23 protein-coding genes are annotated in these 23,896 nt (G+C 67.7%); 16 read left to right on the top strand and 7 right to left on the bottom strand.

The features are described 5' to 3' along the window. Positions 1–112: 112 nt before the first annotated feature. Positions 113–535, top strand: a complete 423-nt coding sequence (locus tag SPHPH_RS0113230) for a VOC family protein (protein ID WP_028967115.1) — start codon at positions 113–115, stop codon at positions 533–535. A 16-nt stretch (positions 536–551) separates the two neighbouring features. Here the strand turns inward: SPHPH_RS0113230 and SPHPH_RS0113225 are convergent, their stop codons facing one another. From SPHPH_RS0113225 to SPHPH_RS19785, 4 genes are read right to left on the bottom strand one after another with little or no spacing between them, the layout of a single operon-like run. Then, on the bottom strand, positions 552–1,082 hold the full coding sequence (locus SPHPH_RS0113225) for a hypothetical protein (RefSeq protein WP_028967114.1): 531 nt from the start codon (positions 1,080–1,082) through the stop codon (positions 552–554). A 58-nt stretch (positions 1,083–1,140) separates the two neighbouring features. Next, positions 1,141–2,304, bottom strand: a complete 1,164-nt coding sequence (locus SPHPH_RS0113220; RefSeq protein ID WP_028967113.1) for a glutathionylspermidine synthase family protein — start codon at positions 2,302–2,304, stop codon at positions 1,141–1,143. 6 nt (positions 2,305–2,310) lie between these two features. After that, positions 2,311–3,039, bottom strand: a complete 729-nt coding sequence (locus SPHPH_RS0113215) for a PspA/IM30 family protein (protein WP_028967112.1) — start codon at positions 3,037–3,039, stop codon at positions 2,311–2,313. Between the two features lie 13 nt (positions 3,040–3,052). Continuing rightward, positions 3,053–3,478 (bottom strand): YjfI family protein, encoded by a 426-nt coding sequence (locus SPHPH_RS19785; RefSeq protein ID WP_037488576.1) that lies wholly within the window; start codon positions 3,476–3,478, stop codon positions 3,053–3,055. A gap of 88 nt (positions 3,479–3,566) precedes the next feature. Between SPHPH_RS19785 and SPHPH_RS0113205 the strand changes: the two genes are divergently transcribed. From SPHPH_RS0113205 to SPHPH_RS0113180, 6 genes are all read left to right on the top strand, one after another. Beyond that, positions 3,567–4,208, top strand: coding sequence for a DUF2491 family protein (locus SPHPH_RS0113205; RefSeq protein WP_156026023.1), 642 nt, complete (start codon positions 3,567–3,569; stop codon positions 4,206–4,208). 439 nt (positions 4,209–4,647) lie between these two features. Next, the gene (locus SPHPH_RS0113200) at positions 4,648–5,061 is read left to right on the top strand and encodes a DUF350 domain-containing protein (protein WP_028967110.1); all 414 of its coding nucleotides are present in this window, start codon (positions 4,648–4,650) and stop codon (positions 5,059–5,061) included. A 10-nt stretch (positions 5,062–5,071) separates the two neighbouring features. Then, on the top strand, positions 5,072–5,701 hold the full coding sequence (locus tag SPHPH_RS0113195) for a DUF1190 domain-containing protein (protein ID WP_028967109.1): 630 nt from the start codon (positions 5,072–5,074) through the stop codon (positions 5,699–5,701). A gap of 72 nt (positions 5,702–5,773) precedes the next feature. Then, complete coding sequence (locus SPHPH_RS0113190; RefSeq protein ID WP_028967108.1) at positions 5,774–6,550, top strand: metallophosphoesterase family protein; 777 nt, start codon at positions 5,774–5,776, stop codon at positions 6,548–6,550. Between the two features lie 127 nt (positions 6,551–6,677). Further along, complete coding sequence (locus SPHPH_RS0113185) at positions 6,678–9,032, top strand: ribonuclease R family protein (RefSeq protein WP_051273011.1); 2,355 nt, start codon at positions 6,678–6,680, stop codon at positions 9,030–9,032. Positions 9,033–9,044: 12 nt separating this feature from the next. Then, positions 9,045–9,350 (top strand): hypothetical protein, encoded by a 306-nt coding sequence (locus SPHPH_RS0113180; protein WP_028967106.1) that lies wholly within the window; start codon positions 9,045–9,047, stop codon positions 9,348–9,350. Between the two features lie 171 nt (positions 9,351–9,521). On the opposite strand, the gene SPHPH_RS0113175 is transcribed toward SPHPH_RS0113180, so the two are convergent. The 3 genes from SPHPH_RS0113175 to cysD are packed head-to-tail and all read right to left on the bottom strand — an operon-like array spanning position 9,522 to position 13,089. Beyond that, complete coding sequence (locus SPHPH_RS0113175; protein ID WP_037488573.1) at positions 9,522–10,262, bottom strand: 3'(2'),5'-bisphosphate nucleotidase CysQ; 741 nt, start codon at positions 10,260–10,262, stop codon at positions 9,522–9,524. Continuing rightward, positions 10,259–12,169 (bottom strand): sulfate adenylyltransferase subunit CysN, encoded by a 1,911-nt coding sequence (gene cysN / locus SPHPH_RS0113170; RefSeq protein ID WP_028967104.1) that lies wholly within the window; start codon positions 12,167–12,169, stop codon positions 10,259–10,261. The genes SPHPH_RS0113175 and cysN overlap by 4 nt, the downstream gene beginning before the upstream one ends. Next, positions 12,169–13,089: a sulfate adenylyltransferase subunit CysD gene (gene cysD, locus SPHPH_RS0113165; RefSeq protein WP_037488570.1), complete on the bottom strand. Its 921-nt coding sequence runs from the start codon at positions 13,087–13,089 to the stop codon at positions 12,169–12,171. The genes cysN and cysD overlap by 1 nt, the downstream gene beginning before the upstream one ends. A gap of 244 nt (positions 13,090–13,333) precedes the next feature. On the opposite strand from cysD, the gene SPHPH_RS0113155 reads away from it, so the two are divergent. The 9 genes from SPHPH_RS0113155 (at position 13,334) to SPHPH_RS0113110 (ending at position 23,881) form a co-directional block, all read left to right on the top strand. Next, on the top strand, positions 13,334–14,179 hold the full coding sequence (locus tag SPHPH_RS0113155) for an endonuclease/exonuclease/phosphatase family protein (RefSeq protein ID WP_028967102.1): 846 nt from the start codon (positions 13,334–13,336) through the stop codon (positions 14,177–14,179). 257 nt (positions 14,180–14,436) lie between these two features. Further along, positions 14,437–14,748 carry an STAS domain-containing protein gene (locus SPHPH_RS0113145; protein ID WP_162143929.1) on the top strand — a complete coding sequence of 104 codons (312 nt, stop codon included), beginning with the start codon at positions 14,437–14,439 and terminating at the stop codon, positions 14,746–14,748. Then, complete coding sequence (locus SPHPH_RS0113140; RefSeq protein WP_028967100.1) at positions 14,745–15,113, top strand: response regulator; 369 nt, start codon at positions 14,745–14,747, stop codon at positions 15,111–15,113. Before SPHPH_RS0113145 ends, SPHPH_RS0113140 begins: the two co-directional genes overlap by 4 nt. Continuing rightward, on the top strand, positions 15,110–17,086 hold the full coding sequence (locus tag SPHPH_RS0113135) for a chemotaxis protein CheA (protein WP_028967099.1): 1,977 nt from the start codon (positions 15,110–15,112) through the stop codon (positions 17,084–17,086). The genes SPHPH_RS0113140 and SPHPH_RS0113135 overlap by 4 nt, the downstream gene beginning before the upstream one ends. 19 nt (positions 17,087–17,105) lie before the next feature. Further along, positions 17,106–17,588 (top strand): chemotaxis protein CheW, encoded by a 483-nt coding sequence (locus SPHPH_RS0113130; protein ID WP_028967098.1) that lies wholly within the window; start codon positions 17,106–17,108, stop codon positions 17,586–17,588. Positions 17,589–17,623: 35 nt separating this feature from the next. Beyond that, complete coding sequence (locus SPHPH_RS0113125; protein ID WP_238303088.1) at positions 17,624–19,540, top strand: methyl-accepting chemotaxis protein; 1,917 nt, start codon at positions 17,624–17,626, stop codon at positions 19,538–19,540. Between the two features lie 171 nt (positions 19,541–19,711). Continuing rightward, entirely contained in the window at positions 19,712–21,514 is a 1,803-nt protein-coding gene (locus SPHPH_RS0113120) for a methyl-accepting chemotaxis protein (protein ID WP_028967096.1), read from the top strand. Positions 21,515–21,704: 190 nt separating this feature from the next. Next, a complete protein-coding gene (locus SPHPH_RS21810; RefSeq protein ID WP_028967095.1) occupies positions 21,705–23,384 on the top strand; it encodes a methyl-accepting chemotaxis protein in 1,680 nt (559 codons plus the stop codon). Next, a complete protein-coding gene (locus tag SPHPH_RS0113110; RefSeq protein ID WP_028967094.1) occupies positions 23,381–23,881 on the top strand; it encodes a chemotaxis protein CheW in 501 nt (166 codons plus the stop codon). Before SPHPH_RS21810 ends, SPHPH_RS0113110 begins: the two co-directional genes overlap by 4 nt. Positions 23,882–23,896 lie beyond the last annotated feature (15 nt).

Genomic DNA, 23,896 nt, shown 5'->3' with positions numbered 1-23,896 from the left:
TAAGGGCGTGATGCCGGATGTGGGACGGTGTAGGACAGACCTTCACCGGGCTGGCGCGGGCAGCAAAATGCAGTAGCGTAGCTGACCTGATCCGTGTCGGAGCGTGCCGTCTATGTCGTTGTTATCCGCCCTGTTCGTCCTCGCCGCCGCTGCGCAGGGCGAGCATGTCGCCATTCAGGCGTCCGATATCGATCGCAGCGCGACCTTCTATCACGAGGCGTTCGGGCTCCAGCTCATCAAGCAGCCGTTGCCCAACCGGCGCTGGATCGATCTCGGCAATGGCTTTGCGATGCACATCCTCGACGGGCGAACCGCGCCCAAGCCGTCGAATATCAACGAGCATGTCGCGATTCATGTCGATGATCTGGCGAGCGTGACCGCGTGGCTTGATGCGCACAAGCGGCCGTGGACCGATCTGGCAGGCAAGCCGCGCACGATGCAGACGCGCTTCGACGGCGTGCGGCAAATCTATACGCAGGACCCGGATGGCTATTGGCTGGAAGTCAGCGACAGCCGCGGGGTGGCGAAGAGGTGATGCGCATCGGCCCCGATTATCGCGTCGGCGGGCGAAGGAGCGTGGCGGTCGTGTTGCCCTGTTCATCCGACCCGAACGCGGCGGTGGTTCGCCCTTTGATCACGATCTCCACGGTTTCCGGGACATAGCCGCGAACCGGCGGCGACCCGGGAAATCGCCTCGTCGCCGGTTTGTAGCGTCGGCGGCACGCGATCGCAGCGTCAAGCTTTGCTCCCGCTGCTGCTGCGAGCGTCCATTCCTTGCGAGGAAGCGACGTATAGGGAACGCCCTCGACCCAGATCCTGCTGCGCCCGACTGCGGAGCCGTACCAGACGCCATCCGGCCCTCGCGCGACGATAATGCTATATTCTTCGGTCGCGAGATGGGCGCCGCGGCCGAACAGCATCACCATCGTCGATGCGTTCGGTATCGGTTCGTCGAGCGCTTTGCGCAAGGAGCGATGCTCGTCGATTTGCGATGAGGTGCGCGCGGCCTCGGCGGTCGGCACCGGAACGCAGAGCGTGGGGTCGGCCGCCGTGGCGGCGAGGGCGAGGAGCGCGGCGAGCATTTGACGGGCTTAGGCCGCTGCGCCCCGAAGACAATGACGCGCCGACCCGGAACGCCGTTCAGACGATCGCGTGGGGGACGAAGCGGGCGAGGTCGCGGGTGATCGGGCCGTCGTCCTCGCGGATCGACAGTGCGACCGGCTCGTCACCAACGATCCATGAGCCGATCACCGCATGTTGGCCGTCGAACACCGGGAGCGGGCTGAGCGCCTGGACGATATGGCCTTCGTCGCCATAGCCGCCCTCCGGGCCGCGATCTTCGGCGCTGCCGTCGTGGAGTTCGATGTCCCAGCCTTCGCGTGAAAACAGTGGCTTGCGCACGAAGCGGTCGCCGATCGCCGCGACGCCGGCCGTATCATCGGCGAAGGCGGCGGGGAGGAGGTTGGGGTGGCCGCGGTGGCGTTCCCAGAGCAGGGGGAGGATGCCCTTGTTCGAGAGGATCGCCTTCCACGCCGGTTCGAGGAACATCGTCTTCGTCGCGGGCAGGTGCGCGGCATAGGGCTCGCGCAGCATGTCCTCCCACGGATACAGCTTGAAAAGCGCTGCGATCAGAACGCTTTCCTCGTCCACAAACTGGCCGTCGCCGTCGACGCCGATCCGGTCGATCGCGACGAACGCCGGGTCGAGCGCGGCCTGTCGCGCGGTATCCTCGAGATAGCGGACGGTCTGGCGGTCTTCCTCGTGATCGGCGACGCTGGAAAAATGCAGGAGACTTCCGGGGGTTAGTAGCGCGCCGAAGCGGGCGACCAGCGCGTCGTGGAGGCGGTTGTACTGGTCGGCGTCCGCGGGGAGGGTGCCGTCGGCGATCCGGTCTTCGAGCCACTGCCACTGGAACAGCGCGGTCTCGTAGATGCTCGTCGGGGTATCGGCGTTATATTCCAGCAGCTTGGCCGGGCCGGTGCCGTCATAGGCGAAGTCGAAGCGGCCGTAGAGCGAGGGCGCGTCCGCCTTCCACGAAGCAGCGACCACGTCACGCATCGGCTGGGGGATCGCGAGCCGGTGCATCAGCGTGTCGCTTCCGACCACCTCGGTGACAAGATCGAGGCAAAAATAGTGCAGCTCTGCGCTCGGCGTCTCGATCCCGCGCTCGATTTCGTCGAGCGAGAAGCGGTAATAGGCGCGTTCGTCCCAGTAACGCTGACCATCCATATGATGGAAGGTGAAGCCCATCGATCGGGCGGTGTCCTCCCACCCGGCGCGCTCCCCGATGACGATGCGTTCCACGAAGGATCAGCCGCCGGATTTGTCGTCGAGCCGTTTCGCCTCGCCGCCGTCGCGCGGGGCGGACAGGCGGGCGAGAATGTCGTCGGCGCTCGACGCGCCCGGCAACAGGCCGGCGCGCTCCAGCTTGGCGTCGAGATCGGCGCCGGTGCGCATGTCTTCCAGCTCGGCGGAGGCGCGGAACTTCTCCTCGCGCACCGCCTGCCGCTCCTTGAGCCGCGCGAGGCTGTCGGCGGCGGAGCCGAGCTGCGATTGCGCGCCGTGGGTGTTGCTGGCGATCTGCGCCTGCGCCTGCTGGACGCTTTCGTTGGCGCGGACGACGTCGACCTCGCGGCGCAGCGCCTCGATCTTGCCGTCGCCCTGCTTGATGATCCCGCGCATCCGGTCTTCGGCGGTGCGCATGTCGGCGACCTGCGGATTCTTGGCGTTCAGCTCGCGCTCGATCTGCGCCAGCCGCTCGGCCACCTCGCGCGCGAGGTCCATGTCGCCGCGGCCCATCGCGGCGCGCGCGGAGGCTTCGTATTTGTCGCGCTGCGCCGAGAGCTGCTCGATGTCCTTTTCGATCAGCCGGCGCTTGGCGGTGACGGTGGCGAGATCGTCGCGCGCCTTGGCCTGTGCGGTCCCGGCGTCGCGGAGCTGCTGGTCGAGGATCGTCAGCGCGCGCGCGTCGACCACCGACTGGCCCGCCTCATGCGCGGTGCCGCGGATCAGCGTGACGAATTGCTTCCACATCGACATCGGTCAGTATTCCTCAGGCAGCGGCGAAGGCGTGGCGCAGATCGGCGGCGGCATCGAGCGCGTTATGCGCCAGCACGCGCAGCTCGATCAGGATCGTGCGCAGCGTCGATTCGATCGAAAGCTCGCCGATCAGCTCGTAATATTCACGCCCGTCGACCTCGGTGATCGCGAAATTGGAGAGCGGGACCAGCTTCTGCGCCTTGAGCAGAAAGTGGTTGAAGGCGGCGGGATCGTCCATTTCGGCGACCGGCCACAACAGGCTGGAGACGACGATCTGCTCGCCCGCGACGCTCAGGAACACCGCGAGATCGCCGTGTTCGCGCATCGTGACGCGCAGCACGTCGCCGACCCGCTCGACGCCGACTTCCGCGGCATGATCGGCGGCACCCAGCGCCTCGGCCAGCCGCCCGATCGTCCATACCCGTGCCGTATCGTCCACGCTCTTCGTCCTCTCGGTATGCTTGACACTCCAAGCATAAGCCCGCAGCCTTTGGCAAGGTGATTGGGCTGACGGGAACGCGCGCGACATGATCTTCGGCAGCCTGTTCGGCGGCGGACGCGACGTGGCGAAGAGCGCGGTGGCGGTGGTGCGCGACGTGACGATCGGGCGGATGGTGCGGCTCGACGCACTGGCGTGGCGGCGGCTGGCGGGCGGCACCTTCACGCTCGACCGCGACACGCTGGAGATCACCGCGCAGGGGATCATCAAGCTCGACGACGGTGGCGGGTACGTCCACCGTTTCTACACCGACGACGAATTAATGCTGCAGGCGGTGAGCCAGCAGCCCGACGGGTCGGATGCCGATGATTTCACGCTGTTCCGGCCGTGGTCCTCGACCTATGCGACCGGCGGGTGGGACGATGCGGCGTTCCGCGACCGGCTGAGCCAGCCGGTGTGGAACGAGGCCGGGCTGCCGCCCTTCCGCCGCTTCTGGTATGACGGCGACGAGCGCGTCCAGCCGCCGGTGCAATTGTGGGAAGCGCTTTATTACGAGCGCGATGGCGAGCCGGTGAAGCATATCCGTCAGCAATGTATGCTCTACGTCCGCGATCTGGCGCCGGAGGGGCAGGAGCTGCTGCTCGCGCTGTCGGCGCGGCCGGAGGGGGGCGATACGACGCATGACATCATGATCGGGCTGCCGTTGTCGCCGGCGGAGTTCTCGGCGTAGCGGGTGGGGCGCAGCTTTACCGTTCGCCTCGATCGGCCGTCGAGATTGTCGAGACGGCGTGTCGAGAGGCTCCGCGCGGTGGCCATCTCTCGACACGGGCTCTCGGCAGGCTCGATCCCTGCTCGAGACGAACGGGGTGGAGATTCAGGGCTGTAGGTAGCTCGTCATTGCGAGCGTAGCGAAGCAATCCAGTGTCGGACCAGGACGCCCTGGATTGCTTCGCTACGCTCGCAATGACGGTTTTGGGTGAGGTGATTATCCGCTAGGCTCGATCGAAGTTCAGTGTTTCAGTGACGGATGTTCCCTCCCGTCGTCGCCCCGGACTTGATCCGGGGCCCCGCTTCTTCCTGACGACGGGGCAAGAAGAAGCGGGATCCCGGATCAAGTCCGGGATGACGGGGAGAAGGAATTCCGATCGCATGGGAAAAGGGGAGCACGCATGTTCGACACGACCGCCTTTCTGTTCGGGGCCGGGCATTTCCTGATCGCCTTTGCGATCGCGTGCCTGTTCCTCGCGATCTTCAAATGGCTGTATCAGGTTTCGACGCCCTATGACGAGCGGCGGCTGGTGGCGGAGGGCAATATGGCCGCCGCGATCACCTTCGGCGGGGCGATCGTCGGGTTCGCGCTGCCGCTCGCCTCGGCGCTGGAGGTGACCGCCAACCCGCTGGAGTTCGTGGCGTGGGGCGTGCTGGCGGGGGTGATCCAGGTGGTGGCGTCGCTGGTGGTGCGGCGGATCGTGATCCGCGATCTGGTGGCGCGGATCGAAACCGGCAATGTCGCGAGCGCCGTCTATATGGCGGCGACGTCGATTGCGATCGGGCTGCTCAACGCCGCCTGCATGAGCTATTGAGAGCGACGCGATGACCGATTCCCTTCCGATCCGCCGCAAGCGCTCCGCCGCCGCCGGGCTGACCGCCGTGGGCGCGCTGGCGATGCTGTCCGGCTGCGACGGCACCCCCGACCAGCAACAGCAATTCGGCCCGCCGACCGAGGTGTCGGCATTCAAGACCGTCGACGAGTGCGTCGCGAGCGGCGCGTTCGCCAAGGTGACCTGCGAGAACGCCGCGAAGGAGGCCGCGACCACCGACGGCAAGGCCGCGCCGCGCTTCGACGAAAAGAATCTGTGCGAGGACCAGTTCGGGTCCGGGCAATGTCTGGCGCGCAACGAGGGCGGGCAGAGCTTCTTCGTGCCGTTGTTGACCGGGTTCATGATCGGGCGGCTGCTCGATGGATCGGGCTATCGCTATAACGGTCTGTACCAGAACCGGCGCGACGGCAGCTGGTACACGCCGTCGGGGGCGTGGCTGTACGGCGGCGGCTATGGCGGGCGCGGGTATAATTATCAGGTCGGGTCGCGCGCGGTGACCGCGCCGATCACGACGCAGCGCATCCAGACGCGCAGCTCGGTGGTGTCGCGCGGCGGGTTCGGCGGGCGCGTCTCGGCGCGATCGAGCGGCGGCTGGGGCGGCGGGCGCTCGTTTGGCGGATGAGGAACGGCGGATGACGCAGCCGATCGGCGCGTGATGCGTTCGCGGGTGGGATAACCGATTAAAAGGACTGGGATGACCCGGCTTTTCCACGTCAGCGATGTTCATTTCGGCGCGGAGGACCCGGCCGCGGTCGCGTGGTTCCGCGACGTGGTGGCGGCAGAAAAGCCCGATGCGGTCATCATGACCGGCGACCTGACGATGCGCGCGACCAAGCGCGAGTTCGATGACGGCGGCGCGTGGCTGAAGAGTCTCGGCGTGCCGGTGACGCTGGAGGTCGGCAACCACGATATACCCTATTATTGGGACCCGCTGCGGCGGCTGTTCGCGCCCTATTCGCGCTATGCCGCGGTCGAGAAGATGATCGAGCGACCGCTGGAGATCGACGGGATCACGATCGTTCCGCTGAAGACCACCGCGCGCGCGCAATGGCGCTGGAACTGGTCGAAGGGGCGGGTGAGCACCGGCTCGCTACGCCGCGCGATGGCGCTGGTCGAGGCGGCGCCGCGCGGCAACCTGATCTTCGTCGCGGGGCACCATCCGCTGATCGACGGCGGGAGCCAGGGGACGGCGAAGACGAAGCGCGGCGACGTCGCGCTGGCGGCGCTGGCGGATGCCGGGGTCCATGCGGTGCTGTCGGGGCATGTCCATGATCCGTTCGACATGCCGTATGAGCGCAACGGCTGGCGGTTGCGGCTGATCGGGGCGGGGACGCTGTCGAAGCGGACGCGCAACTCGCCGCCGGCGTTCAACGAGATCCGGGTCGAGGGCGATCGCTTCGAGACGTTGGTGCGGACGATGTCGGCGCAGCCGGTGTATCCGATCAGCGAGATGAGCGCGGCGGGGCGGTAGGTGATAGCCCTCTCCCCTCCGGGGAGAGGGTTGGGTGAGGGGAAGGCATCTCATGGAGAGGCCGGTCTCGGTGAGACCCCGGCCCCTCACCCAAACCCTCTCCCCGAGGGGGAGAGGGCTTAACTCGATGGCTTTCCCGCCCCACACCCCCTATCTCCCGTCCGTGCCCAAGAAACCCAGCCCCGGCCTGCCGACGCGCGAGCAGATCCTCGACTTCATCACCTCATCCGCGACGCCCGCGGGCAAGCGCGAGATCGCGCGCGCCTTCGGGCTGACCGCGCAGCAGAAGATCGCGCTCAAGGCGCTGCTCAAGGACATGGGCGACGAGGGGCTGATCGACTCCGCGCCCGGTCGCGCGTTCCACAAGATGGGCGGGCTGCCGAAGGTGACGGTGCTGCGGATCGTCGACGTCGATCAGGGCGGCAACGTCTGGGGCGTGCCCGAGCGGTGGGAGGCCGATGTGCCGACCCCGCGGATTCGGGTGCGCGACCGCAAGCATGGTGCGCTGGGGGTCGGTGAGCGCATCCTCGCGCGCACCGAGGAGACCGGTGGCGGCTGGACCGCGCATCCGATGAAGGTGCTCGCGCCCGCCGCCGAACAGGTGATCGGGGTGCTGCGGCGTGAGGGTGACCGGTTGTGGTTGCAGGGGGTCGAGAAGAAAGAGCGGCGCGAATATCCGGTGTCGGATGCCGGCGGGGCGGCGGCGGGCGATCTGGTCAGCGCCGAGATCGCGGGGCGGCCGCCGCGCGTGATGGCGAAGGTGGTGCAGCGGCTGGGTGATCCGTTCGCACCGCGCAGCTTCTCGCTGATCGCGATCCACAAGCATAATATCCCGGACGTCTTCGCGCAGGAGGCGCTCGATGCGGCGGAGAAGGCGGCGCGGCAGCCGTTGGGGGAGGGGCGCGAGGACCTGACGCATTTGCCGATCGTCGCGATCGACCCCGCCGATGCGCGCGACCATGACGATGCGGTATGGGCGACGCCCGACGACGATCCCGCCAACGACGGCGGGTGGAAGGCGATCGTCGCGATTGCGGATGTCAGTTTCTACGTGCGGCCGGGCAGCGCGATCGACCGCGAGGCGCGGGCGCGCGGCAATTCGGTCTATTTTCCCGATCGCGTCGTGCCGATGTTGCCGGAGATATTGTCGGCGGACGTCTGCTCGTTGAAGGCGGGCGAGGATCGTGCGGCGCTGGCGTGCCATTTGCAGGTGACGAAGGCGGGAGCGCTCAAGAGCTGGCGGTTTACGCGCGCGGTGGTGCGGCTGGCGGCCAATATTGCGTATGAGGATGCGCAGGCGTGGATTGATAGCGTTGATAGCCCCGGCCCCTCCGGGGAGGGGGTTGGGGGAGGGGGTGCCGCGGGCGCTTCGCTCGGTGAGACACCGGCCCCTCACCCAACCCTCTCCCCGGAGGGGAGAGGGCTATTGCCTGCCCTTCTGCCGCTGTGGGATTGCTGGCGCGCGCTCGCCGCGGCGCGCGACAAGCGCGAGCCGCTCGACCTCGATCTGCCCGAGCGGCGGGTGGTGCTCGACGAAAAGGGGCGGATCATGTCGGTGGCGGCGCGCGAGCGGCTCGATGCGCACCGGCTGATCGAGGATTTCATGATCGCCGCGAACGTCGCCGCCGCCAAGGCGCTCGAGGCGAAGAAGGCGCCGGTGATGTACCGCGTCCACGAAGCGCCGGCGCGCGAGAAGCTGGTGGCGCTCAAGGATTATCTCGAGACGTTCGCGGTGCCGTTCGCGCTGGGGCAGGTCGTCAAGCCGGCGACCTTCAATCGCATCCTCGATCGCGTCGGCGACGTGCCGTTCCGGCCGGAGATTATGGAGCAGATCCTCCGCTCGCAGACGCAGGCCTATTATGCGCCCGCCAATCACGGGCACTTCGGGCTGTCGCTGGGCAGCTATGCGCATTTCACCTCGCCGATCCGCCGCTACGCCGACCTGATGGTGCATCGCGCGCTTGTCTCCGCTTACGGGCTGGGGCCAGGCGGGCTGAACGGCGACGAGGATTTCGAACTGGCGGGCACGACGATCAGCAAGCTGGAACGCCGCGCGATGGAGGCCGAGCGCGAGACGATCGACCGCTATGTCGCCGCCTTCCTGTCGGAGCGGGTCGGCGAGCTGGTCGAGGTGCGGATCACCGGGGTCACCAATTTCGGCTTCTTCGCGACGGTCGACGGGATCGGCGGCGACGGGCTGATGCCGGTGCGCGATCTGGGCGGCGAATATTTTCGCTTCGACGAGGCGGCGCGGCGGCTGATCGGCGAGCAGAGCGGCGAGGAATATGCGCAGGGGCAGCGGCTGGAATTGCGGCTCGCCGAGGCCAATCCGGTGTCGGGCGCGCTGCGCTTCGAATTGCCCGAGGGGCGCTATGGCGGCGCGCGGACCGAGCGTGCGCCGACGAAGGGCATCAAGCCGCCGCGCGTGCTCAAGCGGCGCGGGCGGCCCGGCAATCTGCGTCATCAGAACCGCAAGAAGTAAGAAGGAGTTCGCATGTCCGGCACGATCATGGCGGCGCTGATCGCCAAGGCGCGCAACCGCGTCACCTGGCATTTCACCTCGGCGGGCGCGACCGCGAAGGAAACCGCGACGAAGTTCGCGACGCCGACGTCGCGGCTCGACCGGCGGGTGTTCGAGCGGATGGTGGCGTTCGGCGCGATCGAGAAGACGCCGGAGGGTCTGTACTGGCTCAACGAGACGCGGTTGTCGGATTACCGGAAAGAGTCGTTGGCGCGGGTGCTTGGGATTCTGGCGATCGCCGGGTTCGCCGCCGCCGGGGCGATGGCGATCGGGGGGTAAGGACGCTCCGGCTGTCATTGCGAGCGGAGCGAAGCAATCCAGTGCCGGATCGAGACGCTCTGGATTGCTTCGCTACGCTCGCAATGACGGATTGGGGGGCGTCGTTGCCAATCTTTTCGTTCGGTGTGCGCCAGTAAGAAGCGGGGCCCCGGGTCGAGCCCGGGGCGACGTTCATATGTGCGAGAGCGCCGCCAGCACCGGGGTGACGTGCTCCTGCCGGCAGATCAGCAGATCCGGCATGTAGGTGTCGGCGCAATTGTAGATCAGCGGCGAGCCGTCGATGCGGCTGACGTGGAGGCCGTGGGCGCGGGCCACCGCGGCCGGGGCGCAGCTGTCCCATTCATATTGCCCGCCGGAATGCAGATAAACGTCCGACTGGCCGAGGATGATGCTCATCGCCTTCGCGCCGGCGCTGCCCATCGGCACCAGCTCTGCCCCAAGCGCTTCGGCGACCGCCACCGCTTCGCGCGCGGGGCGCGTGCGGCTGACCACCATCCGTAGTCGTTCGGGCGCGGGCGGGACCGCGACTGGCGCATCGCTGCGCAGCACGATCCCCGCCGCGGGCAAGGCGACGGCACCGGTGGTCGGCACGCCGTCGATCGCGAGGCCGACATGCACCGCCCAGTCGGCGCGGCGCTCGGCATATTCGCGCGTGCCGTCGACGGGATCGACGATCCATACGCGTGAGCGGTCGAGGCGGATCGGGCAGTCCTTCTCCTCCTCCGATAGTAGCCCGTCCGCAGCGCGTTGCGCGCGCAGCGCCTCGACCAGAAAGCGGTTGGCGATCGCATCCCCCGCCTTGGCCAGCGCCTTCTCGGTCAGCGCCGCGCTGTCGCGCACCGTCAGCAGCAGCGCGCCCGCCACCTCGGCGAGATGCGCGGCCAGCGCCGCGTCGCTCACGTCCCCGGTCATGCGCGGCGCAGCAGCAGGTCGACGATCTGCTCGGCGGCCTGTTCGGGGGTGGTGACCGTGGTGTCGATCCGCACCTCGGGTGCCTCCGGCCGCTCGTACGGGCTGTCGATGCCGGTGAAGTTCTTGAGCAACCCGGCGCGCGCCTTCTTGTAGAGTCCCTTGACGTCGCGACGCTCGGCTTCCGCGAACGGGGTGTCGACGAACACCTCGACGAACTCGCCGGCGGGCAGCATCGCGCGGACCATCTCGCGCTCGGCGCGGAACGGGCTGATGAACGCGGTCAGCACGATCAGCCCGGCATCGGTCATCAGCTTCGCTACCTCGCCGACGCGGCGGATGTTCTCGATCCGGTCGGCCTCGGTGAAGCCCAAGTCCTTGTTGAGCCCGTGGCGGACGTTGTCGCCGTCGAGCAGGAAGGTGTGGCGGCCGAGTGCGTGGAGGCGCTTCTCGACCAGATTGGCGATCGTCGACTTGCCCGAGCCCGACAGACCGGTGAACCACAGCACCGCCGGCTTCTGTTCCTTGAGCGCGGCATGCGCCTCCCGCCCGACGTCGACCGCCTGCCAATGGACGTTCTGCGCGCGGCGCAGGCTGAAGTGCAGCATCCCCGCTGCGACCGTCGCATTGGTCAGCTTGTCGATCAGGATGAACCCGCCGAGCGTGCGATTGTCGGCATAAGGCTCGAAGACGATCGCGCGATCGGTGGTCAGCTCGGCGACGCCGATCGCGTTGAGATCGAGCGTCTTGGCGGCGAGCTGTTCGAGCGTGTTGACGTTGACGACGTACTTGGGCTGCTGAACGGTCGCCGAGACGGTCTGGGTGCCCAGCTTCAGCCAGTAACCGCGCCCGACGCGCAAGGCCGCATCGTCGAGCCATACCAAGGTCGCCTCGAACTGGTCGGCGGCCTCGGGTGGTTGCTCGGCGGCGGCGATCACGTCGCCACGCGAACAGTCGATCTCGTCGGCGAAGCAGAGCGTCACCGACTGTCCGGCGACCGCCTGTTGCAGATCGCCGTCTAGCGTGACGATCCGCGTCACCGCCGAGGTCTTGCCCGACGGCAGCACGCGCACCCGGTCGCCGACCGCGACGCGCCCGGTCGCGATCAGCCCCGAGAAGCCGCGGAAGTCGAGGTGCGGGCGGTTGACCCATTGCACCGGCATCCGGAACGGCTTGTCGGCATCGACCGACGCCAGCACCTCGACAGTTTCGAGATGCTCGACCAGCGTCGGTCCGTCATACCAGGGGGTGTTCGCCGAGCGCGCGGTGATATTGTCGCCCTTGAACCCGGAGATTGGCAGCGCGGTGAAGGTCTCGATCCCGATCGACTGCGCGAAGGCGGCGTAATCGGCGACGATCGTGTCGAACGTCGGCTGATCGTAGCCGACCAAATCCATCTTGTTGACCGCCAGCACGATGTTGCGGATGCCGATCAGGTGGCAGAGGTAGCTGTGCCGCCGCGTCTGCGTCAGCACGCCCTTGCGCGCGTCGATCAGGATCACCGCGAGATCGGCGGTCGACGCGCCGGTCACCATGTTGCGGGTATATTGTTCGTGGCCGGGGCAGTCGGCGACGATGAACTTGCGCTTCTCGGTATTGAAGAAGCGGTACGCGACGTCGATCGTGATCCCCTGTTCGCGCTCGGCGGCGAGCCCGTCGACCAGGAGCGCGAAGTCGATCTCCTGCCCTTGCGTGCCCTGTTTGCGTGAATCGCTCTCCAGCGCGGCGAGCTGATCCTCGAAGATCATCTTCGAATCGTAGAGCAGCCGCCCGATGAGCGTCGACTTGCCGTCGTCGACCGAGCCGCAGGTGATGAAGCGCAGCATCGTCTTGTGCTGATGGCTGTCGAGATAGGCGTCGATGTCGCGCGCGACGAGGTCATCCACGACATAAGCAGGTGCAGTGCTCATCAGAAATACCCCTGCTGCTTCTTCACTTCCATCCCCGCACCGCCGGCATCCTTGTCGATCGCGCGTCCCTGCCGCTCGCTGGTGGTGGTGAGCAATGTTTCCTGAATCACCTGCGGCAGCGTCGTCGCGCGGCTCTCGACCGCGCCGGTCAGCGGGTAGCAGCCGAGCGTGCGGAAGCGGATCGAGCGCAGGACGGGCTCCTCGCCGGGCAACAGCCGGAAGCGGTCGTCATCGACCATCAGCAGCATGCCGTCGCGCTCGACGGTGGGACGCTCGGCGGCGAAATAGAGCGGGACGATCGGCACGTCGTTCAGGTGGATATATTGCCAGATGTCCAGCTCGGTCCAGTTCGAGATCGGGAAGACGCGGATGCTCTCGCCCTTGTTCTTGCGAGCGTTGTAGAGGTTCCACAGCTCCGGGCGCTGGTTCTTCGGATCCCAGCCGTGCGTGGCGGTGCGGAAGCTGAAGATGCGTTCCTTGGCGCGGCTCTTCTCCTCGTCGCGGCGCGCACCGCCGAACGCGGCGTCGAAGCCGTAATGGTCGAGCGCCTGCTTCAGCCCCTCGGTCTTCCACAGGTCGGTGTGGAGTGCGCCGTGGTCGAACGGGTTGATCCCGCGCTCGATCGCTTCGGGGTTCTGGTGGACGAGCAGCGTCATCCCGCTCTCTGCCGCCATCCGGTCGCGCAGGCGATACATTTCGCGGAACTTCCACGTCGTGTCGACATGCAGCAGCGGGAAGGGCGGGGGACTGGGGAAGAACGCCTTGCGCGCGAGGTGCAGCATCACCGCGCTGTCCTTGCCGACCGAATAGAGCATCACGGGATTGTCCGCCTCGGCCACCACCTCGCGCATGATGTGGATCGCTTCGGCCTCGAGCCGTTGCAGATGGGTGAGGCGGTAGTGATCGAGCAACCGTGACATTCGCTTCCCTCTACGCCGGACACGCGGGTCCGGTCGTCATGCGTCTGTCATCCCTTGCGCGGAAATGCGCGTCAGCGGGGCGTGGAATTGGTTGCGGCGCGGCAATTGCAGCTTCTTCGCGTAGCCCGTCATTGCGAGCGGAGCGAAGCAATCCAGGGCGTCCTGGTCCGGCCCTGGATTGCTTCGCTACGCTCGCAATAACGAGCGCTCTGGGATAGCGAGACGGAAAGAAAGAAGGTTGCAGATGAAGCGTTTGATGATGGCCGTGACCGCGGTGGCGGCACTGGTGAGCGCGAGCGGCGCGTGGGCGCAGGACGTGCGCGTCATGACCTTCAACGTCCGCTTCGCCTGCGATTGCGACGGCCCCAACGTGTGGCCGGCGCGGCGCGCGCTGTTCATGCAAACGGTGCGCGCGGCGAACCCCGACGTGATCGGCACGCAGGAGTTGCTCAAGACGCAGGGCGACGACATCGTCCGCGCGCTGCCGCGCTATCGCTGGTTCGGGCGCGACCGCGACGGCGGGCACAAGGGCGAGCATATGGGCGTCTTCTACCGCACCGACCGGCTCAAACTGATCCGCAGCGGCGACTTCTGGCTGTCCGAGACGCCGGAGACGCCGGGCAGGATCAGCTGGGGCGCGAACCTGCCGCGGATGGTGACATGGGGCGTGTTCGAGACGGTCGGCAAGACGAAGCGCCGCTTCCTGATGGCGGACACGCACTTCCCGCATCGCGGCGCAGAGGATGAGGAAGCGCGCAACCGCTCCGCCGCGCTGATCGCGGCGCGGTTGCCGGTGATCGCCAAGGGGCTGCCGATCGTGCTGACCGGCGATCTGAATACCTCGCCGGACAGCGCCGCGGTCCAGCGGCTGACCGCGTTCCTGACCGACGCGTCGCGTCTTGCGCGCACCCCCGACGCGCCGAGCGGCACCTTCCACGATTTCACCGGCACGCCCGAGGCGGGCAAGTGGATCGACTATATTCTCGTAAAAGGTTTCCGCGCGACGTCGGCGCGGGTGCTGACCACGCATGATGGCGCGCGCTATCCGTCCGATCATTTTCCGATCGTCGCCGACCTGATCGCGGGGTGAGCGGCGCAGCCGACTTGCGAACTTTTTTGCGCCTTCGACCGGGTCGGGACGCAAGTCGCTGACATTGCGCGGTTCACGCGCCGTTACGGCAACCCGAATCTTATCGGGGGTTAATCAGCATTTTACCCCTGCGGCGTAGCAAGGTCGTCGTAACGGACGTCCGTGCCCACCGCATGGTGCGATCCGCTTTGTATCGGGCGTAAGGCGCCGCGGTCTGCCTCGTCAGGCCGGACGTCCAGTCAAGGAGCACCATGTTCATGTCGATCACCCATGTGGTCGCGGCCGGAGACCTGTGCCTGCCCTCGATCGGGTTGCTGGCCGACGATCTTTCGCATGCCTTCGCGGCGAGCGACGCTGTCCGCCTCGACCTGTTGGCAGTCGCCGCGCCCGATCTGAGCGTGGTGCAACTGGTCGAGTCCGCGCGCCGCACCGCGCGCGACGACGGCCGCGATTTCGCGCTGACCGCCCCGGTCGGCGCATCGTTCCGCGTGCTGCTGGCGCGTGCCGGCTTCACCCCCGCGTCCGATGATGACGCCGATTTCTGGTTCCACGGAGAGACCGCGCAATGACCGCTTCGATCCTTACCGTTGACGACAGCGCCAGCCTGCGGATGGCGATCCGCATCGCGCTGACCGGCGCCGGCTATGCCGTGACCGAGGCGGTCGACGGTGCCGACGGGCTCGCCAAGGCGACCGGCACGCGCTTCGACATGATCGTCACCGATCTGAACATGCCCAACATGGACGGCCTGTCGATGATCCGCGCGCTGCGCGAACAGCCCGCGCAGGCCGGCATCCCGATCATCTTCCTGTCGACCGAAAGCGACGCCGACATGAAGGCGCAGGCCAAGGCGGCGGGCGCGACCGGCTGGCTGGTCAAGCCGTTCCAGCCCGACCAGTTGATCCGCGTCGCGCAGAAGGTGCTGGGCAAGTGAGCGAGGACCCGACAGCCACCTTCCGGGTGGAGGCGGGCGAGCTGCTGGAGCAGGTCGAACAGGGGCTGCTCGATCTCGGCCACCGGCTGGGCGACATGGCGCTGGTCAATGCGGTGTTCCGCGGGCTGCACACGCTGAAGGGCTCGGGCGCGATGTTCGGATTCGACGCGCTGGCGGCGTTCACGCACCATTGCGAAAGCGCGTTCGATCGCGTCCGCAAGGGCGAGGTGCCCGCCACCGCCGAACTGGTATCGGTGATCCTGTCGGCGCGCGACCATATGGCCGCGCTGGTCGACGGCGACGCGCCGAAGGCCGAGGGCGATGCGATCCTGGCGCGGCTGGCGGCGGCGGTCGACGCGGCGCGCGGCGGCGGTGCGGGCGCGGCGGCGAGCGCGGCGGTCCCGGCGGCGCAGGGCTGGAAGATGTTCTTCCGCCTGCCGGCCGACGCGATGGCCAATGGCACCAACCCGTTGATGCTGCTCGACGAGCTGCGCGATCTGGGCGAGGCGGAGGTGCGCGTGCGCACCGACGCGCTGCCGCCGCTGAGCGAGCTGATCCCCAACGAATGCCATCTCGGCTGGGACGTCACCCTGCGCGGCGACATTTCCCGCGAGGCGATCGAGGACGTGTTCATCTTCGTGATGGACGACATGACGCTGGAGATCGCGCCGCTGGGTGACGAGGCACCGGCCGAGCCGGTCGTCGTTGAAGATGCGCCGGCCGTCGTCGCCGCCGCGATCGAGGCCGCCGCTCCGGTCGCTGCCGCTGCCGGTGGACCGCCCGCCGCCGCGCAGCCCGCGGTCGAGAACGTCCGGGTTCCCGCTGAGCGGCTCGATGCGCTGATGGACCGTGTCGGCGAGCTGGTGATTGCGCAGAGTCGGCTGTCGCAGCTGGCGAACAACCGGCACGACCTGCTGCTGCGTTCGGTTACGGAAGACATCGAGCGGCTGGCCGGCGAGTTGCGCGACACGATGATGGTGTTGCGCATGGTGCCGGTGTCGTCGCTGTTCGGGCGCTTCCGCCGCCTGATCCACGATCTGGCGCGTGAAACCGGCAAGTCGATCGAGCTGCAGACGTCGGGCGAGACGACCGAGGTCGACAAGACCGTGATCGAGCGGCTGTTCGATCCCTTGGTCCATATCATCCGCAATTCGTGCGACCACGGGCTCGAAGCGCCGGCCGACCGCCTCGCGGCCGGCAAGTCCGAAACCGGGCTGGTGAAGCTTAGCGCGCATCAGGCGGGCGGCGAAGTGCTGATCACGATCGTCGACGACGGCCGCGGGATCGACCGCGACCGCGTCCGCGCCAAGGGCGAGGCCAACGGGCTGATCGAGCCGGGGCAGCAACTGGCCGACGAGGAATTGTTCGGGCTGATCTTCCACCCCGGCTTCTCGACCGCGGCGCAGGTGACCAACCTGTCGGGCCGCGGCGTCGGGATGGACGTGGTGAAGCGCACGATCGAAAGCCTGCGCGGCTCGATCAGCGTGACGAGCGAGGCCGGCAAGGGCTCGACGATCACGCTGCGCATTCCGCTGACGCTGGCGATCATCGAGGGGCTGTTGGTGCGCGTCGGCGAGAGCCGCTACGTCCTGCCGCTGTCGGCGGTCGAGGAATGCCTCGAATTGTCGCTGGAGGAGGATCTGCGCTCGCGCGGGCGCAGCCTGATTACGCTGCGCGACCGGCTGGTGCCGTTCGTGCGGCTGCGCGACCTGTTCGGCACCGGCACGCGGCCCGACCCGCACCAGAAGATCGTGGTGGTCGCCACCGGGCGCGAGCGCGTCGGGCTGGTCGTCGACCAGATCATCGGCAACCACCAGACCGTCATCAAATCGCTGTCGGCCTTCCATCGCGGCGTCGGCAGCTTCTCCGGCGCGACGATCCTGGGCGACGGCAACGTCGCGCTAATCCTCGACGTCGCGCAGCTGGTCGCGATGGCGCAACCCCGTGAGGAGACGCTCCGTGCCGCAAGCTAAGCAACGCGCCGAGGCGGCGATGGCCGCGGCCGACACCGACTGGAACGAGCGCGGCGAGCTGGAAGTCCTGACCTTCGACGTCGGCGGCGAAACGCTCGCGCTGGAAGCCACGATGGTCCGTGAGATCCTGGACCTGCTGCCCGAGACATTGGTGCCCGGCGCCCCGGCGCTGGTGCGCCACGTCGTCAACTTCCGCGGGCGGATCGTGCCGGTCGCCGACCTGCGCCTCGCCTTCGCGATGGAGGCGGCGGAGACGACGCCGGACAGCCGGATCGTGGTGATCGAACTGCCGATCGACGGCGAGCAGACGCTGATCGGGCTGCGCACCGACCATGTCCGCGAGGTCGCGACGCTGTCCGCCGGGGCCAGCGAGGAAGCGCCCGTCGTGGGCATGCGCTGGCAACGCGATTACGTCCGCCGGCTGGTCCGCTGGCGCGACGACCTGATCATCCTGCCCGATCTTTCCGCCATCTTCGCCGCCGTGCTGTCGCCACGGCCCTGATCCCCATGCTGCCTTAGCGTTTTAGAGGTTTTGCCATGTCGTTGCTCCCTGCGTTTAAGAAAACCGCTCGTCCCGACCATGCGCTGGCGGAGCTTCGCCAGCTTTCCCGCGCACTTGGCGAGGGTGACCTGTCCCGCCGCGCCAGGCTGGACGAGGCGAGCGGCAAGGCGCGGGAGATATTGGTGGTCGTCAACGACCTGCTCGACGAGGCGCTGAACCCGTCGCTGCGGCTGCGCGAGGCGATCGACCGGATGTCGGCGGAACATGCTGCGGGCGACATCGACACGGTCATTCCCGCCGCGGCGTTCCGTGGCGACATCGGCCAGGCCGCGGCCGGCATCAACGCGCTCGTCGGGTCGCACATCGCGGTCAAGAAGGCGGCGCTGGCGTGCGTGAAGGCGCTGGGCGAGGGCCGGTTCGACGCGCCGCTGGAGACCTTCCCGGGCAAGAAGGCGTTCATCAACGACACCGTCGAGGGGCTGCGCGCCAGCCTGAAGGGGCTGATCGCGGAAATGAACACCATGTCCGCCGAGCACGATCGCGGCGACATCGACGTGTTCGTACCCGTCGCCAAGTTCCAGGGCGACTTCGCCGTGATGGCGCAGGGCATCAACACGATGGTCAGCGGCCATATCGCGGTGAAGAAGCAGGCGATGGCGTGCATCAAGCAGTTCGGCGAGGGCAATTTCGACGCCCCGCTGGAGCGCTTCCCCGGCAAGAAGGCGTTCATCAACGACACGATCGAGGAACTGCGCGACAATTTCCGCGAGATCATCGGCGAAATCCGCCGGCTGATCGACGCGTCGACCGCCGGGCAGCTCAGCGAGCGCGGCGACGTGACGCGCTTCCCAGGCGATTTCGGCAAGCTGGTCGGCGGGATCAACGGGATGCTCGACGCGATCCTGCTGCCGATCGCCGAGGGCAATCGCGTGCTGGCGCTGGTCAGTGGCGGCGACCTGACGCAGCGCGTCGAGATCGCGTGCGACGGCGATCACGAGCGGATGAAGATCGCGATCAACACGCTGGTCGACAATCTTTCGAAGTTCGCGGGCGAAGTCAGCGCCGCGTCGGCGCAGGTCGCCGCGGGCAGCCAGCAATTGTCGAGCACTGCCGAGCAGGTCAGCGAAGGCGCGACCGAGCAGGCTGCCGCCGCCGAGGAAGCCTCTGCATCGATGGAGCAGATGGCAGCGAACATCAAACAGAACGCCGACAATGCCGCGCAGACCGAGAAGATCGCGCGCCAGTCGTCGCAGGATGCCGAGCAGAGCGGGCAGGCGGTGCAGAAGGCCGTCGTCGCGATGCGCACGATCGCCGAGCGGATCGGCATCGTGCAGGAGATCGCGCGTCAGACCGACCTGCTGGCGCTCAACGCGGCGGTCGAGGCGGCGCGGGCCGGCGAGCATGGCCGCGGGTTCGCGGTGGTCGCCGCCGAGGTGCGCAAGCTGGCCGAGCGCAGCCAGACCGCGGCGGGCGAGATCAGCGGCATGTCGTCGGAGACGGTGACGGCAGCGGCGCAGGCCGGCGAGATGCTGACCAAGCTGGTGCCCGACATCCGTCGGACCGCGGAGCTGGTGTCCGAGATCAGCGCGGCATGCCGCGAGCAGGACATCGGCGCGAGCCAGATCAACGAGGCGATCCAGCAGCTCGACAAGGTGACGCAGCAGAACGCGTCGGCCTCGTCGCAGATTTCCTCAACGTCCGAGGAGCTTGCCGGGCAGGCGGAGGAGCTGGAGGCCAATATCGCCTTCTTCCGCACCAACGAGCCGAAAGCGACGATCGCGGCGCGCAAGCCGGTGCGCGCCGCCGCCGCCAAGCCGCTGAAGAAGGTCGGAACGGCGAAGCGTGCGGGCGCGACGGTCGCCGATCAGCAGGCGCGTGCGCGCGGCTTCGCGCTGGATCTGAGTACCGGCGGACCGGACGGCGAGGATGCCGACTTCGGCCGCGCGGCCTGATGTTTCCGGCGGGGCCTGCAACGGCCCCGCCACCAACGCCGCGGCGTCCTGCGGCGGAGTAGCTGACCGCCGATCCGTTCGTCGCCGTGGCGACGGGCCGGCCCCCCGACGCGCGTATGTTCCTGAAAGACGGGGACGATGCGTGTGCCACCCGATCCCCTGGAGGAAATTATGCGCGCAACGATAAAGATGAAGTTGGGAGCGACCTTCGCGGTCCTCGTGCTTTTGCTTACCGTCGTCATCGGCGTGGGCATCTCGAAGATGAGCACCCTCAACAGCGCGATCAGCGATGTGATCGCCGGCCCGGCTCGCCGTCTGTCGATCGCCCAGTCGATCGACACGGTGCAAAGCCAGGCGCTGGCCGACCAGCAGTCGCTTGCGCTGAACACCGACGCTGCGACGATGAAAATCTACTACGACAAGGTCATTACCGGTGAAGCCGATATGGACCGGTTGATCAGCCAGGGGTTGAGCATCGCCAGCGAGGAAGGGCGCCCCAAGTGGGAGGCGCTGCGCCGCGACTGGACCGAGCTGAAGCCCGTCTTCGATCGCGTGCGCGACCTGGGCTATGGCAACCGCAACGATGAAGCTGCCAAGCTGTCCAACGAGACGCAGGCTCCGCTCATGAAGCGCTTCACGGCGGACATCACCAACCTCAGCGACTTCCAGCGCGGCAAGATGAAGGATGCGGACGAGTCGACGAACCAACTGTATGCTGAAAGCCGCACGATGATGATCGTGGCAGGTGCGATCGCGCTGGTGATCGCAGTAGCGGGTGCCTTCTGGATCTCGCTGGTCGTGTCGCGTGGCCTGAAGCGCATCGGCGTCGCGGTGGAGGCGGTGTCGATCGGCGACCTCGATCAGGACGTCGTCGTCACCACCAACGACGAGATCAAGGATCTGGTCGATACCGTCAACCGCATGACCGCCAACCTGCGCAAGAGCGCGGCGCTGGCCGACGCGATCGCCGGCGGCGACCTGACCGTCGACCACCAGCCGCTGTCGGACAAGGACAAGCTGGGCCACGCGCTGGTGACGATGGTCGACCGGCTGCGCGGGGTCGTCGGTGACTCGACGATCGCAGCGCAGAACGTCGCGGCGGGCAGCCAGCAGCTGTCGTCGTCGTCGGAGCAGGTGAGCCAGGGCGCGACCGAGCAGGCGGCGGCAGCCGAGGAAGCATCGGCGTCGATGGAGCAGATGGCGGCGAACATCAAGCAGAACGCCGACAATGCGACCCAGACCGAGAAGATCGCGCGCCAGTCGTCGCAGGATGCCGAGCTGAGCGGGCAGGCGGTCGACAAGGCGGTGACCGCGATGCGCACGATCGCCGAGAAGATCGGGATCGTGCAGGAGATCGCGCGCCAGACCGACCTGCTGGCGCTGAACGCGGCGGTCGAGGCGGCGCGGGCGGGCGAGCATGGCCGCGGGTTCGCGGTGGTCGCCGCCGAGGTGCGCAAGCTGGCCGAGCGCAGCCAGACCGCGGCGGGCGAGATCAGCGGCATGTCGTCGGAGACGGTGACGGCGGCGGCGCAGGCCGGCGAGATGCTGACCAAGCTGGTGCCCGACATCCGTCGGACTGCCGAGCTGGTGTCCGAGATCAGCGCGGCGTGCCGCGAGCAGGACATCGGCGCATCGCAGATCAACGAGGCGATCCAGCAGCTCGACAAGGTGACGCAGCAGAATGCCTCGGCGTCCGAGCAGATTTCCTCGACCTCCGAAGAACTCGCCAGCCAGGCCGAGGAACTGCAGGAGAGCATCGCGTTCTTCCGCGTCGACGATGGTCGCAAGCCCGCGCGTGCCAAGGCGCGCAGCACGGCGAGCGCACCGGCGGCTGCGGCTGCTTCCAAGAAGGCCAAGCCCGCGGCGCGTGGCGGATCGGTTGCTGAGCAACAGGCCCGGGTCCGCGGCTTCGCGCTCGACCTGTCCGCCGGCGGGCCGGACGGCGAGGACGCGGATTTCGGTCGCGCGGCCTGATTCTGGTCGGCGGGGCGCCCGGTTCGCCCCGCCGTCCCTGCCCCCGCGAGCGGGGCAAAATTCCTCTTAACCTACTGCATTATCTAAGCACGCCTGAACCGTTCCTTCATTCCTGTCGAGGTAAGCGAAGAAGGTAAACCGCTGCGGCGGACGCGTCGAACGCACCACCCTGCGAGGAAAAGGACTTGCTATGCGCGCCACGATAAAGATGAAACTGGCCGGGACGTTTACCGCCGTCATTCTGCTGCTATGCCTCGTCGTCGGCGTTGGCGTGTCGAAGATCGGCGTGTTGAACGGTATGATCGGCGAGATCGTCGATGGTCCGACGCAGCGCATTCAGCTGGCGCTGACCGCCGATGGAGACATCGGGCGCGCGATCCGCAACGAAAAGAACCTGATGATGACCGACGATGTCGCGCTCAAGCAGGAGTTCGACGCCAAGTTCATCGATTTCGACCGCAAGATTCGCGAAAATCTCGAAGGCGGGCTGAAGATCGCGAGCGAGCAGGGCCGCCCGATCTGGCAGAAGAGCCTGGATCAGTGGAACGCCTATCGCCAGGTCAGCGATCGCGGCCGTCAGCTTGCGATGACCGGGAACAATGACGAAGCGGCCCGGCTCTCGATGACCGAAGGGCGCGCGGTCGCCACCCGACTCGGCGAGACGCTGGGACAGCTCACCGCGATCACGCAGGCGCAGCTCACCCAGGCCAACGCCGATGCCGCCGCGCTTTATTCGGGAGCGCGCACGACGTTGCTGACGACGGCGGTGATCGCGCTGCTGCTCGCGGTCGGCGGCGCGCTGTGGATCGCGCGGCTGGTGTCGAAGGGGCTGCGGCAGGTCAGCGAGGCGGTGTCCGCCGTCGCCGATGGCGACCTGTCGGTCGAGGTTGCGGTGCACAGCAACGACGAGATCAGGGACCTGGTCGACACCGTCAACCGCATGACGCTGCGGCTGCGCGAGACGATCGGGCAGACCACGCTGGCGGCGCAGAACGTCGCGGCGGGCAGCCAGCAGCTGTCGTCGTCGTCGGAGCAGGTGAGCCAGGGCGCGACCGAGCAGGCGGCGGCAGCCGAGGAAGCATCGGCGTCGATGGAGCAGATGGCGGCGAACATCAAGCAGAACGCCGACAATGCGATGCAGACCGAGAAGATCGCGCGCCAGTCGTCGCAGGATGCCGAGCTGAGCGGGCAGGCGGTCGACAAGGCGGTGACCGCGATGCGCACGATCGCCGAGAAGATCGGCATCGTGCAGGAGATCGCGCGTCAGACCGACCTGCTGGCGCTGAACGCGGCGGTCGAGGCGGCGCGTGCCGGCGAGCATGGCCGCGGGTTCGCGGTGGTCGCCGCCGAGGTGCGCAAGCTGGCCGAGCGCAGCCAGACCGCGGCGGGCGAGATCAGCGGCATGTCGTCGGAGACGGTGACGGCGGCGGCGCAGGCCGGCGAGATGCTGACCAAGCTGGTGCCCGACATCCGTCGGACCGCCGAGCTGGTGTCCGAGATCAGCGCGGCATGCCGCGAGCAGGACATCGGTGCGTCGCAGATCAACGAGGCGATCCAGCAGCTCGACAAGGTGACGCAGCAGAACGCGTCGGCATCCGAGCAGATCTCGTCGACCTCCGAGGAACTCGCCGGACAGGCCGAGGAACTGCAGGAGAGCATCGCGTTCTTCCGTGTCGACGAGGGGCGGAAGCCCGCGCGTCATACCCCGCGTCCGGCCGCGCGCAACGCTGCGCCGGGTGCGAAGAAGAGCAAGCCCGCGGCGCGTGGCGCCTCGGTCGCTGAGCAACAGGCCCGGGTCCGCGGCTTCGCGCTCGATCTGACAACCGGCGGACCGGACGGCGAAGACGCCGAGTTTGGACGTGCAGCATGATCATCCCCGGACAAGAGCTTCAGGTCGTCGTCTTCGGGCTGGGAGCCGAGCGGTTCGCGCTGCCCGTGACCGAGGTGCGCGAGATCCTCGATCACCGGCCTGCGTTTCGGATGCCCGATGCACCGGCGTGGCTGCTGGGCCTGACCGATGTGCGCGGCACGTCGGTGCCGATGATCGACCTGCGCGTGCGCCTCGGCCTGAACGCCGAGGAGACGACGCTGGCGACGCGCGTGCTGGTGGTGGAGGCGCCGGTCGCCGATGCCGCGCCGCTGGTGGTGGGGCTGGTCGTCGACCGCGTGCTCGACGTCAGCAGCTTCGGCGCGGATGCGGTGGAGCCGTCGCCCGATCTGGGCGGACGCTGGCGCTCGGGCTATGTCGAGGCGATCCTGCGCCGCGAGGACGGGTTCGTCGCGCTGCTCGATCTGCCGCGTGTCTTCGGTGACGAGGATGCGCACGTGCTCGGCGCGGGAACGACCTCCGGCGCGCTGGCGGCATGATGCGCGGCGAGGGCG

It is taken from the genome of Sphingomonas phyllosphaerae FA2, from assembly GCF_000427645.1.
Lineage (GTDB): Bacteria > Pseudomonadota > Alphaproteobacteria > Sphingomonadales > Sphingomonadaceae > Sphingomonas > Sphingomonas phyllosphaerae.
Note: the sequence above shows the minus strand (reverse complement) of the source record. Positions and strands in the feature narration are given on the sequence as shown.